Here is a 14,594-nt window from a genome sequence, read left to right as displayed (position 1 = left end):
TGACCGGTCATTTCGCTAACGCGTGACCGCTGATTTCGCTAACAACGTGACCGATTTTCCACCTGTTCCGAAACAGGCGGTCACGGCTTACCGAAATCGTCGGTCACGGTTTAGCGAAAACCTTCCCCCTGCGTTGCGCATGACCTGACGCGACCGTCACCCTCGCCCGATTTCGGGAGACGAGGGATGGCGGCGCCGCGAGTAGCCATGCGAAACATCAAAGAATGTCTGCGCCTCAAGCTTGAGGCCGGTTTGTCCCACGAGAAGATTGCCCGCGCCTTGCAGCTGTCCAAGGGCGTGGTCAGCAAGTACGTCACGGCGGCGCGCGTGGCCGGGCTGGACTGGCCGGCGCTGGTGGCGATGGATGAGGCCGCGTTGGCAGCCGCCTTGTTTGCGCCGATGCCACCGGGCAAGCCGCGCGGTGAGCGGGTACTGCCCGATGTGCTGAGTATCCATCGCGAGCTGCGGCGCAAGGGCGTGACCTTGCAGCTGCTGTGGGAGGAGTATCTCGCCGCGCATGCGGGGCAGCCGACCTACCGCTACACCCAGTTCGTCGAGCACTACCGGCGTTACGCACAGACGCTCAAGCGTTCGATGCGCCAGCTGCACCGCGCGGGCGAGAAGCTGTTTATCGACTATGCCGGCCCGACGCTGCCGGTGGTCGATCCAGGCACCGGCGAAGTCCGCCGGGCGCACATCTTCGTCGCCGCCCTGGGCGCCTCGAATTACACCTATGCCTGCGCGACGCCGGGCGAAACCCAGGTGGACTGGCTGACTTCGCTGGGGCAGGCGCTTGCCTACTTCGGCGGCGTGCCGGAGATGGTGGTGCCGGACAATCCGCGCGCCCTGGTCGCCCAGCCGGATCGCTACGAGCCCGGCCTGAACCGGGCGACGCTGGAGTGCGCGCGGCATTACCAGACGGTGATGCTGCCAGCCCGGCCACGCAAACCTCAGGACAAGGCCAAGGCCGAGGTGGCGGTGCAGGTGGTCGAGCGCTGGATCATGGCGCGGCTGCGCCACCGGCAGTTCTTCAGCCTGCATGCGCTCAACCAGGCCATCGCCGAACTGCTGGAGGAGCTGAATCGACGCCCGTTCAAGCGCCTCGACGGCTGCCGGCGCGACTGGTTCGAGCGCCTGGATCGCCCAGCCCTACGCCCGCTGCCGGAGCATCCCTACGAGGTCGCCAGCTTCAAGCGCTGCAAGGTCAACATCGACTACCACATCGAGGTCAATGGCAGCTTCTACAGCGTGCCCTCGGCCCTGGCCCGGCAGAGCGTCGAGGTGCGGCTGACGGCGCACACCCTGGAAGTGCTGCATGGCAACCGGCGGGTGGCCAGCCACCTGCTGCTGGGCCGTCGCGGCGCCTACAGCACGCAGCGCGAGCACATGCCCGCCGCGCACCAGGCGCATCGCGAATGGACGCCGCAACGCCTGCTCGACTGGGGCGAGCGGATCGGCCCCTACACGCGCCAACTGATCGATCACCAACTGACCCACAAGCCGCACCCGGAGATGGGCTACCGCGCCTGCCTCGGCCTGCTCTCGCTGGCCCGCCGCTATGGCAATGCCCGCCTGGAAGCCGCCGCCGAACGGGCCGTCCAGCTACGCGCTTTCACCGGGCGCAGCGTGCGCAACCTACTTCAGCAAGGCCTGGATCGACAGCCGCTGCCCAAGCGTGCGGCCGAAGCGAGCCTCCCCGAGCACCACGAAAACGTCCGTGGCGCCGACTACTACCAACCCCCGCAACAGGAGCTGTTCGATGATGCCGCAACACACCCTGAATCAACTGCACCAGCTACGCCTGGACGGCATGGCCCGCGCACTGGAGGAGCAATGGACGCTGCCGGCCAGCTACAGCCTGAGCTTCGATGAACGCCTCGGCCTGTTGCTTGACCGTGAACTGGCCTGGCGTGACAACCAGCGCCTGGTGCGGCTGCGCAAGAAAGCCAAGCTCAAGTACAGCAATGCCTGCCTAGAGGATCTCGATCGGCGTCCCGGCCGCGCCCTGGACGAGCGCCTGATCGCCGCTCTGGCCAACGGTGACTGGATCCGCCAGCAGCACAACCTGCTGTTGACCGGCCCGACCGGTGCCGGCAAGACCTGGCTGGCCTGTGCCTTGGGCAACCAAGCCTGCCGCCAGGGCTACAGCACCCTGTATCTGCGCACCCCGCGCCTGCTGGAGCAACTGCGCATCGCCCACGGCGACGGCAGCTTCGGCCGCACCCTGCAACAGCTGGCAAAGGTCGACGTCCTGGTTCTGGACGACTGGGCGCTAGCCCCGCTGGAGGAAGGGGCCCGGCATGACCTGCTGGAGGTGATCGACGACCGCGCCGGCAACCGCTCCACCATCCTGACCAGTCAACTGCCCATCGAACACTGGCACGGCTGGATCAACGACCCGACCTTGGCCGATGCCATCCTTGATCGCCTGGTGCACAACGCTTACCGATTGACGATGAAGGGCGAGTCACTGCGCCGGAAAAAAGCCGAGGAAGACACCGCATCGTGACCGATGCGATTACAATCTCAAAACCGCGCAACCGGGACGGAAGCACCGGTCACGTATTAGCGAAACGCTCGGTCACGTTCACCGAAATCCGCAGGTGACCGGCCTGCCACCGCAGTTTGCACTACCACGCTGGAGCTTGGGGTCGATATCGGCAGCATCAAGACGGTTGTGCAGATCGGGGCACCGCCATCGGTAGCCAGCTTGCGTCAACGCTTGGGGCGATCCGGACGCCGTCCGGGAGAGGCAGCCATTCTCCGAAGTTACTGCAAGGAGCGTCAGCTAGACGATGGCTCGCCCCTGTCAGATCGACTTCGCCAGGGTTTGCTGCAAAGCATCGCGATGATCCGGTTGTTGATGCAGGGCTGGTTCGAGCCTCCTCGTGTTCATGGCCTTCATTTATCGACGCTGGTACAGCAGTGCCTCTCGGTGATAGCCCAGCGGGGTGGAGCTACAGCTGCAGAGCTGTGGAGCATCTTGATACGCAGTGGTCCGTTCATTGGGGTGGAGCAGGGCAGCTTCCTCAGTTTGCTTCGTGCCCTCGGTGAGCGCGATTTGATAACCCAGGAAACATCAGGGCTCCTGCTGCCCGGCGTAGTGGGGGAACGCCTGATCAACCACTACGACTTCTACAGTGCATTTGTCAGTAATGAAGAGTTCCGCCTGGTATGCGATGGCAAACCACTTGGCGCATTGCCCGTCTCTAGGCCATTGACCGTCGATCAGCGAATCATCTTTGCTGGGCGCCGCTGGCGGGTAACGAGCGTGGACACTGAGGCCAAGGTCGTTGTCGTGAGATCCGATCCCGGTGGTGCTCCCCCGTCCTTTGACGGGCTTGGAGCCCGTGTACATGATCGGGTTCGGCAAGAGATGAGGAGCGTCTTGTTGGAGGCGGACGTCTACCCCTATCTCGATACTACGGCACAAGAGCTACTAGCTCAGGCACGTAGCGCTTTTTCGGACCTAGGACTGGCACATTCGAGCATGACCGAAAGCGGAGGTAAGACTTACCTTTTTACCTGGCAAGGCGATTGGACGAACGATGCCCTAGCCATATTGCTGACGCACACCGGACTAGCCAGTGAGAACAGCGGGTTGGTCATCGAGGTTGAGGGAGATCGGACGTCGCTTGAAAGCAAGCTGCGTGAGATCGCCGAGTGGGACGGTATTGATGAATCCGCTGTACTGGCGGACGTACAGAACATGGCCCAAGAAAAATGGGATTGGGTGCTTCCGTCATCGTTACTCATGCAGTCTTACGCCACGATGCATTTGGACTTGGGTGGAGCAAAGGCCCTGGCATTGGCTCTAGTGAGCCAGCTTGCGGAGACGGCCTGATATCTAGCTTATTCGTATGGTGCCTGCTTTGTTGAAAGCCGACTTTGGTTCATCTGGTCAATATGAACCAAAATCCAGTGCATATGGAGCACAACTTAAGACCGAGTGCTAACAAGTGACTATTTGACCGGCTTCAGTGCCTCCACACATTAGATTCCCTAATTTCCATACCGGTTCGCTTCAGACTTGCGTCGCATTTCCAAAATTGGATGGTCTGCCGCTACTTGTTTGCCCAAGTGCATGGGCCCAGGCAGACGCAGGTAGCCGTCCCACAGTGAAGGGTTCCTGCACAGCAAGGCGACCTGTTCAGCGATCACTGTCGCAGTGCTAAATGCCCCGGGCGTTATGATCGTGATTTCTGTTACGCCCAACTGCTGCCATGGATCTCGCAGGTCTCGTTCTGATACGTCGTATCTTGTGTTCTCGCGCTGTGAGCGAACGCTGCCGTACTGCTTAGACGGTGACACGAAATAAAATACCGAGGCGCTCTCGCAAGATTGAAAAGCTCCCACCTTCGTCCCGATGTAGTGAGCCGAGTTGGGAGACAAGGTGTGGTTGCCGCTGATCTGTGCTACCTGGTGATCGGCTCGAATGCGGACGACAGCGGCATCTGATGGGACGGGAGGAAGACCCTCCCCGGGGCCATCTTTCAATGCTCCATAGAAGGTTCTTAGATTGGCATCGAGGCAGACGATCAACGAGTCGTTCGAATTGATCTTGCAGTCCAGCAAGGATTGGGTGACCAATGTCTTCAATTGGTCAGGCTTGAGCAGAGTGTCCGTCCCGTGGATGGCGGCCAAGCCCTCGCCGTAGCTGAACCATTTGCCATTGGAGTCCAGGCAAGATTCGAACCAGAAAACCTCTGGTTTATTCCCGCCCAACACCGTCCGGGTGATAACCGGCAGATAGATGGCCGGGCCTTTATCCTGAATTCTATCCAGCAAAATCGACAGCACCGTTGTGCTCGCCGGCATCGATTTTACTTTGGGCGTTGGAACGGGGAGGTGCCCGCTTAGTCGAATCGCTTCGATGATCGAGTTGGTAGCTTTGAAATCACGATCATCCGCTTTGGTCTTCCGCCTCTTAGCTTGTGCATCAGGGTCGATATGCATGATGAACTGGGTCGCGATGCCGTGCTTTGCCAGTACCCTTCGAATGACGTGCTTGGGGTCTAGCCCTGCTTCCTGAGAGGCAGCGGACGTACTGGTCTCAACGATCATTACCTTTGCGCCATTTTCAGAAGCCTGCTTGCTCGCGGGCACCACATGGTTCATTAGCCAGTCGTTTAGGCTGTTGCTGTCATGTTTTCCTTCAAGCATTCGCTGCGCGTCCGGTACATCCAGGCGTGTCAGTGCCACGAGAGGAGGCATCACCTTATCGAAGAACTTGCTGTCCTGGGCCAGGGTGGTACTGGCTGCATGTAGCCGCAGCATCACGTCAGCGTGTGCTGCGAGTACCATCGCGTTCAGATTGGCGGCCTCTCCCGTGGTGACAACCTTCTCCTCTCGTAAGCTAGCCACCGCCTTCTTGACCAGAAGCGGAGCCGTTCCAGGCAGACTTGCAAGGAGGTGAAAGCCGGCTTGGTCGAGGAACAGCGGGCCAGGGCCTGACGCAATCATTGGATTCGACGGTGGGATGGCGTAGATGGGTCTCACGTCGCTGTCGACGGGGATGTCGCCGTCGACCATTGGAGGAAACGACTGTACGCCCATGAAGGTCAGCAGCTTCTCGACAGGGTGCTCGTACGTAGTTTCCCAGCCTTCGACCGTCTTCTTGGTTTTGAGCTTCGCTTTGACGATCAGGCCGCCGGTTTTGACCCAGGCATGTTTTTTCTTGCCTACAAGGTTGGGCATCACCTGGGTCAGTTTCACACGTAGCTGGATGTAGGGCTGCGGCCGACCGTGCAGCAAGACAAGAGTCGGCTCGATAGCATGCAGTGCACTGGCATATCGGACATCATTTTCGGAAACGATAGGGTCATCCCATGCAAGCAAGCTGGAATCAGCTGCCTGGTACAGCTTGATGGGCATCGCCGCCTGCATGGGCTTTTGTATGAGGGCTTGCCCCACCAGCCAAGGAATGACCGTATACGCGAGCGATGAAATGTCTCCAGGCGTGACTAGGTGACTTGTATCCAGCGGCACCACGTCGGTGACGATCAACTTTCCTTCAATGCCGACCAGTTGCTCGTTCCAAATCCTAAGGACGTCCATCGACCATAGGTGGAGTACCTCGTTGATAGTGTCGACTGACAGCGGATAGAGCATGATAATCGCCGAGACACCGCCCTCTTTTTGGGGGAATAGGTCCACCTTTACGGGGCCCCGGGAAAGAACCGCAAGCATCTCCTCCAATCCTGTCGTAGGCAGGCCCGGATGTGGCTTTTTAACCAGCCCCTGAAGCGCTTGCCACGCGTCGAGATACTGGGGGCCGATTACCACACGGTAGGCTTGCCCCAATTGGGTCGCATCAAATTTGAATAGGCTGGTGCGTAGCTCAAGAGCCTTCATCTCGCGTCCTTTCTTGATTCATTGATGTATTTCAGAAGTGCTGATGCGACGCCGGCATGGTGACGTTCGAACTGATCCCAATCCCCATCTTTCTTGAGTTGATGGACGCTCTCGTTGAGCATCTCGTGCCAAGGCTTGAGGCCATTCAGAAACGCGGCATCAGCGAAGTAACAAGTTACCGGAGTACCTCCTCGACGCCCCCGTCCGATGAGTTGAGTGAGGCTCACCAGGATGTTCATGATGGTGTAATGACGGATGTTATCCGGTTGCTGGCTAAACGCCGGGCGTGCGGTACGAATACTTTGTAGGAGAGCATTGGAATGCTTTCGCTCCTGCATCATCAGCAAGCCAGGGCTGCTGTAGAAGGCAACCGCTTTCCCCGTCTCGTAGCAGATATGGGCAAGGTTGTTGTTTGGGCTGTCCGAAGAGGGCAGTGGACGGACGCAGATCACTACGGCGCCAATCGCCGAAAGACCATCGGCGTTTACGATGTTGTGGCCGCGCGCCATAGGGCCAAGCGCACTGACCAGCAACGTCTTGTCCTTATGCCGGCCGCTGGTGAATTCCGCCAGGTCGTCGTAGACAAGTGTTTGCTGTGCTTCGAGTGAGGATGGCTTGTACTCGCTCTGTCGTCCTCGCACCCAGCCTACCAATTGGCCTGGGCCACCCTGCATTTTCGCGAGGGTCATGGCCAGCACTTCAGCATCCGTGTCGCTGTTGGTGACCAAGAGCAGGCGAGCGCGCTCTTGGGTCTTTGGGTCGTTTGCCAGACTCTGGAGACGGGCTTTCGCCCAGGGCCATATTTCTTTGGCAAATTTCGATACCAGGAACTTGCGCTCCGCAAAGGCGGCACCAGAGATGGCGGTCGTTTGGTTGACATTCTCGAAGGTGATCTGGCCAGCTGCATCCGGAACGTCGATGAAGTCTTTGGCTCGAAGGTCGTAAGCACTGGCTCCGGGAAAATATGCAGTGGCAGAGAACCCTATGAACAACCGTTTCACACCGGCATAGCCCAGAGCGCTGACATCCGGAAGTGAAAGTAGGGTGCTGTGCGGATCACCGCGCATGGCGACGACGTTCAGGGTCGAGTCATTGTTGCTACTGTCTTTCCGCTTGAAACCAAACACGGCCCGCTGCAAGGGGCCGTTGGGGGTAGGGCTCAACGGCTCTGGCCCTGCAATGCTCCTTCGAACCTCATAAGCGTTTGGGACCTCGGCGTTGACGAAGCCAGAAAGCTCAACCTGGAGGTTTCGCAGGTGTGTTTCGATGACCAGCAGCGTGCCACGCAAGATCAACGATGCTTTTAGGCGGATCTGGTCATGCTCTTTCAGCGGTGCAGGAAGCAGACCACTGTCGGACAATGCCTTGATGAGATGACCAAGGTTGACCGCCAGGGTTTCAAGCTTGTGTTCGCCATCGTTTGAGCGCCAGCAGGCAAGGTGGTGACTTAGCCTTTCCAGGTGGGGTGGTATGCGGTTCGTGTTGTTGAACAGCTGTTCCAGCTCCTCGCGATTGATTCCCAGCTTTTCGGTAATGAAGGTGTCGTCGGCATCTGACCAGGTTGTTTCCTTCTTTGGCCACTCGAAATATTTTTCCTGCTGAAGGTTCATGAGCTGGCTCACACTGAGCGTGCAATAGGTTAGCGCCCAGTTCACCCGGTACAGACTGCTTCGATCAATCCCAAGTATGTTTGACCGGCCAACAACGGTATTGAACAGGCGCAAGAGAGGGCTATTGTCACCCTGGTTGCCAAGCTTCAGCTCGATGACACTGCTGTCTATGGCAGACTTCAGCAGACCGTCGATTTCGTCGACGAGAAACACCGGGGCAGTCCGGAGCAGCAACTCGATCAGGCTGCGCGGTCCAGGAAACTGGTCGGCGTCGGACAGCGGAATGCGCGTAATGCCCGACAATAGGGCATGATGGTTGATCACCACGATGTCGGCTTCAAGAGCTTCTGACAACATTCTGGTCCGACCGCATTTGAAGAGAAAAGGACAGTGGTTAAGCCGTTTTGAATGCTCAAGTCGGCCTTCCTCCTGGGTCGATACCCGAACGTTGAAGCAAGGCTCTTTACCGGGTTCGACGTCGAGGAGGTCGGACGCGTAAGCATCCAGCAGGCAGGCATAGTCGTACGCGGACGCAGTATTGCTCTGCGCGAACTGGATCTGTGCACGCTCATAGACCCGCGTCGCTGAGTGCAATGGTGCAACCTTCAGATCAGCCGCTGCCACAGCTAGCGACTGCCTGAGAATACGTACGGTGTTTTCCAGTTCGACTAGCGTCGGTACCGCAATCACGACTCTGTGACCTCTGCGAGCCGCGTCAATCGACATCATCACCATGGCAACGCTTTTGCCGGTTCCAGTGGGGGCATTCACGCGGTAAAAATTGCCCGAGTCTGCTGCGCGTTTGGGTTCTGATCCCCAAATGTTGGTCAGGGAGGCTTCGTGTTGGCTGTGGAGATTGGGCGTTGCATCGAGTTGCTGGGCGAGTTCGCGTAGTGAGCCAAGCTCCCACTCGATTTCCTGCACAGCGGGCGATGAGGGGATATGGATGTGGCAGTCAGCGACTTCGAGGACGCTCCGCTCGCTTTCAGGTACAACGAAAACCCTGACCTGATCTCCAGCGATATGCTTGAGGACTACGTCCCCAGACTCTGGGAGCTGGGCATAGACCGGTGTCGCACGCCCATACTTGAGTGCCTCGAAGTATTCCCTGATGAGCTGGTCGGCATTCAGGTGCGGTGATATGCGATAGCAATCCTGTTCGTGGAGCTCGTCACTCAGCTTGCTCGCGTCGATCAACTCAAAGGGGCTGCGTTCACCTTTGATAATCGCCTCGGCGCTCATCAGGAAACGCTTGGGTTGGGCTACAAGTGAGGGCCTGAGCCGCAAGCTCTCGGCTATCAGCAGCTGATCAGCGTCCTGAAGCGCGCACCAGGTGCTCCAGCCGCGTGTTCGGCCCGCGCAGAGAGCTGCTGCATCGGCCAGCATGGGTTCACTGCCCACATATCGCGCAGCCAGGGCGAGGAAAAGCGTTGTACTAATGTCAGAAAGGGGCTGCATGTTTTTGTGCCTCCCTTACGCACTGGCTCTGCGTGAAGACCGCAACCCCTGCAGGGCAGCGTTGGCGGAGCAGGGGAATGTTTTGCATCTGGTAATCCGGGATTACGATCCAGCGAGGCTTGCTCGAAGGGATTGATTCGATGTGTTTGGCCAGCTCGTAGGACGATATCCAGACCTTGGCATCAATATCCTGGTAAGCGTGGCCAAGACGGATACGCAGATCCGTTCGATCCACATCAGGCCACAGCTGCACCTCCAAACCTTTCGCCACGAGCGCGCTTGCGAGCGCAACCTCAAGCAGTCCAGGTTGGAGCGTGAATTTCCATAATGGCGGTTTGAGCATCAGCCGGTCCTCGACGGGGTGTCCCAGAAGGATGCTGTTGTCTACACGGTTGATCAGTCTCGAACCATCACGAACAAAAAGACTCTTTTTGTCCTGGCACCAAGCAGAGTCGCAACTGACCTGGTGCCGCTGAGCATTCATCGGCCATTTGCATTCGGGACATAGATACAGAAGCCCGTTATGGTGCAGGTGAGGGGGGATGGGCTCGTAGAACTCGCTTAGAGAAAGATTGAGTGAAACGAAGGATTCTTGGGCCTGGAAGGGCACGATCACGCCATGCTCAATCAGAAACAACCGGAAGTTTCGATAGTGTGTCTCACCGTCAGCCCGAAGGCGGCACGCTTGCTTGACCCGGTTTACGCTGGCCTGGACTTGCTCCCACAGCTCCCTTACGTCGAGCTCAAGCAGCATCTCATTGCAGGTTTGCGTGGCGATGTTGGAATACAGTAAGGGGCCTGAGTAGTCGGCCCTGATAGCCGAAGACAGCCAGTCCTCAAGGGGAACGCTTAGCTTGCGCTCCAATTCTATGGCTGACATTGGGTAGCCAACAGGCTCAAGACGCCAGAGCAGGGCGCAAGCCCGCTGCAGCAAGGGAAACGCCAGTGCCCTGTTCTTACTGCTGAGTGATGCGCCTTGAGCGAGGAGTTGCAGCAAATGCTCAGGTTGTTGTTTATCCATGCACTGTTCTCCACTGCGTCAACTTTGGTCTTTAAGTGGGCCGAATGTGAGCAGCTTTAGGCCATAACCTGAGTATTCAGGGGCTACCCATCCAGTGGGTGCGATATCGCATTTGATTTTGGCCTCTAGCAGGATCAATAGGTCGAAATAGTCGCTTATCGACATATCGCAATTGCCTTCTATTACGAGGATTGCATCGACCGTAGTAGTGAGTCTTGTATGCCCAGCCTGCGCTAGTAATGAATCTATAGCTGCATTTGGTGTTGAGCCCCAGCTAGTTGCTGCTTGACCAATGCAGTGTTCAGGCAGCTGCCATGTGGGGTAACTATTCCAGTTCAACCCTGGGATGCTTTGCATCTCTCTTGCTAAGTACATGCTTGCCCAGAAGTCACACAGAGCTTGCTCAGTGCACCATAGATAGCTGCGATAACCCGGATATGCTTGTGCCATGCATGGGGCTAAATGATGGACGTGGATGATGGCTGCTAGTCGATCTAGGTGACTCGCGGGAGGTAGCTGGTCTGGAGATGAGCAGAAAAAATGAAGCTCATCAAATTGCTGTTCAGGCCAAGGTTCGTCTAGTCCGTGAGCAGAAAAACGATGCCTGTCGAGACAGGTGATGCTTTCGGGGAAATAAGCCTTGGGCAGTTCAAGTATTTGGTCTGCTAGTCGCTGAGCTTCGGCTTGTGTTTCTGCGATCAAGGCGATATCGAAGCTTACCGAGTATTGTTCCCGTAGATTGAGAGCTTTCTGGTGCGTTTCTGTCTTAGCGCTTTCGGTATCGTCACCTTGGTTTAAAAGGTGGTACAGATAGTCGCTAGGCTGCATGCGCTTGCGATGCGCGTTGTTCATCTTTAGCGCACCTGCACGGGGCCGTTTGCGCACTTGTAACCGGGGTATTGGGCTTCTGCCGTGACGCGAGCCATCTCGGAGCTGACGGCCTGTACCGTGATTGTAAAGTTAGCGCGTGGGCCCGCATTGGGTGTCCTGCGTTGCAGGAAGGCAAAGTAAGTCGTCATAGCTGAGTCTCCATGGTCAGATGACAGGAGACAGAATGGGTTGGGTATGCGACAGCCTGTGTCGTATTCAACCTTGTTCGTACAGTGCCGCCATCCGATGCGCCGATAAGGCCATCATGCAGAAGTGCTTGTTGGACAACCTCCAGTACCTCTGGCTTCACCTGACCTGGTTCCAGGACAACGAAGCGGGTGTTGCTGATGACCTTGCCTGAGCAGTCTTGGCTAGGCCGGTTTCCTTTCAACAGTGATGTCGCGTAATCCCGAAGGGGCGCCAGATTTTCTACCTGCGCCGCCATTCCGAATCTAGCAGCGTGCTCCATGATCATGACGAGGTTCATCGCATCTGTTGGCAGCATGCTCAGTCGCGATAGCGATTTCTCTGCCCACCACAGTTTTGCTTTGCCCTTGGGCCTGCTGTGCACATGGGGGAATTTCTATTCGAGTTCGCTGAGGTCACGTTGAATGGTGCGTTTATCAACCTGGACGCCTTGGTTGGCTACTCGTTGGTGAATGGCATTGCTATCGAGAGCGCTGTCCTTGCTAGGGAGAAGGCCAAGGATGAGCTCATGGCGGAGTAGCTGTTCCACACTTCCATCCCTACTTGTGTGCGACACAGGCTGTCGCATGGCTGTTGAAAATGGTCAGACACGATCATCGATGAGGCAGCAGCATGAGCAAATCTGCGGATGTCTTCAATCTCATGGATAACCTTCTTCCGCTGGCTGAAGACGTCGATCTAGCTGGGCCTGACGAGTTGCAACGCCTTTACGCTGGCATTGGAATGCCATCGCTGAGAGCGAAGGAGCTAAGCGGGCAGGCGGGTGTTACCTATCACGAGATAAAAGCAGCCAATCCGCTTCTTGGATTGGTTGATCCGATCAGGATTCGAAATCGCTATGTGGAGCTGCGTGAGCAGGCTCTGTTGGGCGATGCGGATGCGCTCAATGATCTAGGGTGGTTTTGGCTCAATGGTCTGCGGCTGAAGCCGAACCCTGCGCTGGCCAGGCGGTTATTCAAGGTTGCGGCAGTGATGGGAGCCTCAGAGGCTCTATTCAACCTCGCCGAGCTGGCCTTTTATGGCAAGGGGCTGGTGGTCAATCCGGGCTTGGCCATCGACTATTACGAGCAGGCTTTCGAAGCAGGGATTCCCTGTGCTGCGCAAGCATTAGGGAGCTTGTATGAGCGTGGGGACGAGGGTGTCATCGTCGATCATGGCAAAGCCATCAGTTGGTACAAGCGTGGAGCGGCCGAGCAGGACTTGATGGCGTGCTTCTCACTTGGCAGGTTGGCTCTGGATGAGACATCACCCGAGTATGATCCAGCACTTGGCTTGTATTGGCTGCAGTGGGCGGCCATGAGGGGGCTGGTGCTGGCGACTGAGCGACTTGCTGAATTTTACTTTTCTACCTTCGAGTCTCCACCGGATCCAGATGGGCTGCTGTTTCGTTTCTGGCGGGATCTGGCGATCAGCCAGGGAAGCTTGTGGGCCAGAGAGTTGCATGCATCGGATGTTGCTATTCAACAAGTATGCAAAAGCTCATAGCATGCTGGCTTTATGCCCCTGCAGCGATATCAATAGGTGCTGGGGTTAGGACTAAGAGGAAGGGAATGAGTCTGACTGGGAATCAAAAGGCCTTTGCACGGTACCTGGCTGATTTATGGGGCAGGCCAGAGGCACTGGGGGAGATGCGTGGTTTGTTCCCAGTGGGAGATGCTTCGGAGGCAGGGCTGCTGCATAGCTTTCGCATTAGCAAACATCAGAGCTGGAAGCCTTGGAAAGGGCGTATTGCCTCAGCGGTTCATCATTGGTGGTGTCATTCGCTTCAGGAGGCCTTTCTCCATTACTCCTGGCCTGATAGCCCTAAGCCTAATTCGTCCCAATGCATTGCTGCCCGTTTACGGCAAGCGCTAGCTGTGCGTGATCAAGCAACTGCCCGCGATGCATGCCTGGCTATATTCCACTGGGGGGGCGTCGCGCGTCGCCCTGGTGATAAATCTCTGGCTTGGGTCGAGGATCAGTACCTAAAAAAAACGCTATGCCAATCAATCATGCATGCAGTCCAACTGCTTCAACCTGGATCTGCTCAAGGGCTTGCTGCATTCGATGGCAAGGAACTCCTGATGAATTCCGCTATGACAAAGGTCTACGCGGCTGCCGACCCTGACCACATCATTATCTACGACGGCCGCGTTGGTGCTGCACTTGGATTGCTCGCCCGTTATTCACTCATGCGTTCTGGCGTACCTAGCGTCCCTGCTGATTTATCCTTTCGGTGGGGGGCCGGACAAGGCGACACGACGAATAGAGATCCATCGCTGGGGGCGTTCAAGTTTCGCAAGCTCAATGCCGCTCAGTGCCAGCTATGGGCGGGACAGGTGTTGCTTGCAGGAGAGTTGCTGCAGCAGGTGATGGCCTACAACCCAAGCATTGGCTCCATTGCAGAGCTTGAGAAAGCCCTCTTCATGATCGGTTACAACGTAGATACAGATCTCCCCCCTCTGCCGCTTCCCCGGGTTTCCCCATAAGGAGATTTAAATGGAGCTTTATCGGGCGATTCCTGCCAGCCAAGTGGGGAGGGCGGAAAAAGATCTTCGTCGTCACTCAACGATGCGAATACCCAGCAATGTTCCCTACGTGGTCGACAACCTCTGGGAGTCTCTTCGGCCGAGAAATATGCCGTCCCGCCGGCATGCAATTTACGCCAGCCCAACCCCTGAACTCGCTTTGCTGAATGCCAGTGCTCCGCTGGCTGATGGTGATGAATACGTTGCCTGCAGGGTTGTTGTAGAACCACAGAAAATCCGTATTGCTCAGCTTCAGGTGACCGATGCGCGCTACCACAGCGACATTCGCTTGATTAGCAAGTGGATCAGTCAGCATGGGCAGGAGTTGGCTGAGCTTTCGTTGGATCAAAAGCAGAAGCTTGCACCGCTCTTTATGCCGGGCCTGCATCGACGTGAGCTGACCGAGCTGTGGAAGGCTCATCCGTTGGTGGCCGCGCTTTGTACCTATGCGACGCAGCACTCTTCGTTCTGGTCCTCCGCATCTGACAGCCCTCGGTCTTCGGATGGCGAGCTGTTCTTTGAGTTGGTCGATGACGCCGATACCTACCGGCTTGAAGTCATTTGAAG

General features: G+C 57.2%; 10 protein-coding genes and 1 pseudogene. 6 read left to right on the top strand and 5 right to left on the bottom strand.

Annotation, left to right across the window (positions count from 1 at the left end):
* Positions 1-186 precede the first annotated feature (186 nt).
* From istA to UIB01_RS17220, 3 genes and pseudogenes are all read left to right on the top strand, one after another.
* Positions 187-1,872, top strand: a complete 1,686-nt coding sequence (istA, locus tag UIB01_RS17230; RefSeq protein WP_038661432.1) for an IS21 family transposase — start codon at positions 187-189, stop codon at positions 1,870-1,872.
* Positions 1,760-2,509, top strand: coding sequence for an IS21-like element IS1474 family helper ATPase IstB (gene istB, locus UIB01_RS17225; protein ID WP_038661430.1), 750 nt, complete (start codon positions 1,760-1,762; stop codon positions 2,507-2,509). The genes istA and istB overlap by 113 nt, the downstream gene beginning before the upstream one ends.
* Positions 2,510-2,602: 93 nt before the next feature.
* Positions 2,603-3,844: pseudogene (locus UIB01_RS17220) on the top strand (helicase-related protein); the annotation flags it as partial.
* Between the two features lie 158 nt (positions 3,845-4,002).
* On the opposite strand, the gene UIB01_RS22930 reads toward UIB01_RS17220, so the two are convergent.
* The 5 genes from UIB01_RS22930 to UIB01_RS23315 form a co-directional block, all read right to left on the bottom strand.
* Complete coding sequence (locus tag UIB01_RS22930) at positions 4,003-6,354, bottom strand: RNaseH domain-containing protein (RefSeq protein WP_080695109.1); 2,352 nt, start codon at positions 6,352-6,354, stop codon at positions 4,003-4,005.
* Positions 6,351-9,422, bottom strand: coding sequence for an ATP-dependent DNA helicase (locus tag UIB01_RS17210; RefSeq protein WP_038663144.1), 3,072 nt, complete (start codon positions 9,420-9,422; stop codon positions 6,351-6,353). The genes UIB01_RS22930 and UIB01_RS17210 overlap by 4 nt, the downstream gene beginning before the upstream one ends.
* Entirely contained in the window at positions 9,406-10,443 is a 1,038-nt protein-coding gene (locus UIB01_RS17205) for a restriction endonuclease-related protein (protein WP_038663141.1), read from the bottom strand. The genes UIB01_RS17210 and UIB01_RS17205 overlap by 17 nt, the downstream gene beginning before the upstream one ends.
* 18 nt (positions 10,444-10,461) lie before the next feature.
* Positions 10,462-11,295, bottom strand: coding sequence for a hypothetical protein (locus UIB01_RS23135; RefSeq protein WP_146067150.1), 834 nt, complete (start codon positions 11,293-11,295; stop codon positions 10,462-10,464).
* Between the two features lie 163 nt (positions 11,296-11,458).
* Positions 11,459-11,818, bottom strand: coding sequence for a hypothetical protein (locus tag UIB01_RS23315; protein ID WP_196247245.1), 360 nt, complete (start codon positions 11,816-11,818; stop codon positions 11,459-11,461).
* A 314-nt stretch (positions 11,819-12,132) separates the two neighbouring features.
* Here UIB01_RS23315 and UIB01_RS17200 point away from each other — a divergent pair, with 314 nt between their 5' ends.
* The 3 genes from UIB01_RS17200 (at position 12,133) to UIB01_RS17190 (ending at position 14,592) form a co-directional block, all read left to right on the top strand.
* The gene (locus UIB01_RS17200) at positions 12,133-13,005 is read left to right on the top strand and encodes a tetratricopeptide repeat protein (protein ID WP_038663137.1); all 873 of its coding nucleotides are present in this window, start codon (positions 12,133-12,135) and stop codon (positions 13,003-13,005) included.
* A gap of 65 nt (positions 13,006-13,070) precedes the next feature.
* Positions 13,071-13,988 carry a hypothetical protein gene (locus UIB01_RS23130; protein ID WP_128121604.1) on the top strand — a complete coding sequence of 306 codons (918 nt, stop codon included), beginning with the start codon at positions 13,071-13,073 and terminating at the stop codon, positions 13,986-13,988.
* Between the two features lie 10 nt (positions 13,989-13,998).
* Complete coding sequence (locus UIB01_RS17190; RefSeq protein WP_038663134.1) at positions 13,999-14,592, top strand: hypothetical protein; 594 nt, start codon at positions 13,999-14,001, stop codon at positions 14,590-14,592.
* Positions 14,593-14,594 lie beyond the last annotated feature (2 nt).

Source organism: Stutzerimonas decontaminans, from assembly GCF_000661915.1.
Taxonomy (GTDB): domain Bacteria; phylum Pseudomonadota; class Gammaproteobacteria; order Pseudomonadales; family Pseudomonadaceae; genus Stutzerimonas; species Stutzerimonas decontaminans.
Note: the sequence above shows the minus strand (reverse complement) of the source record. Positions and strands in the feature narration are given on the sequence as shown.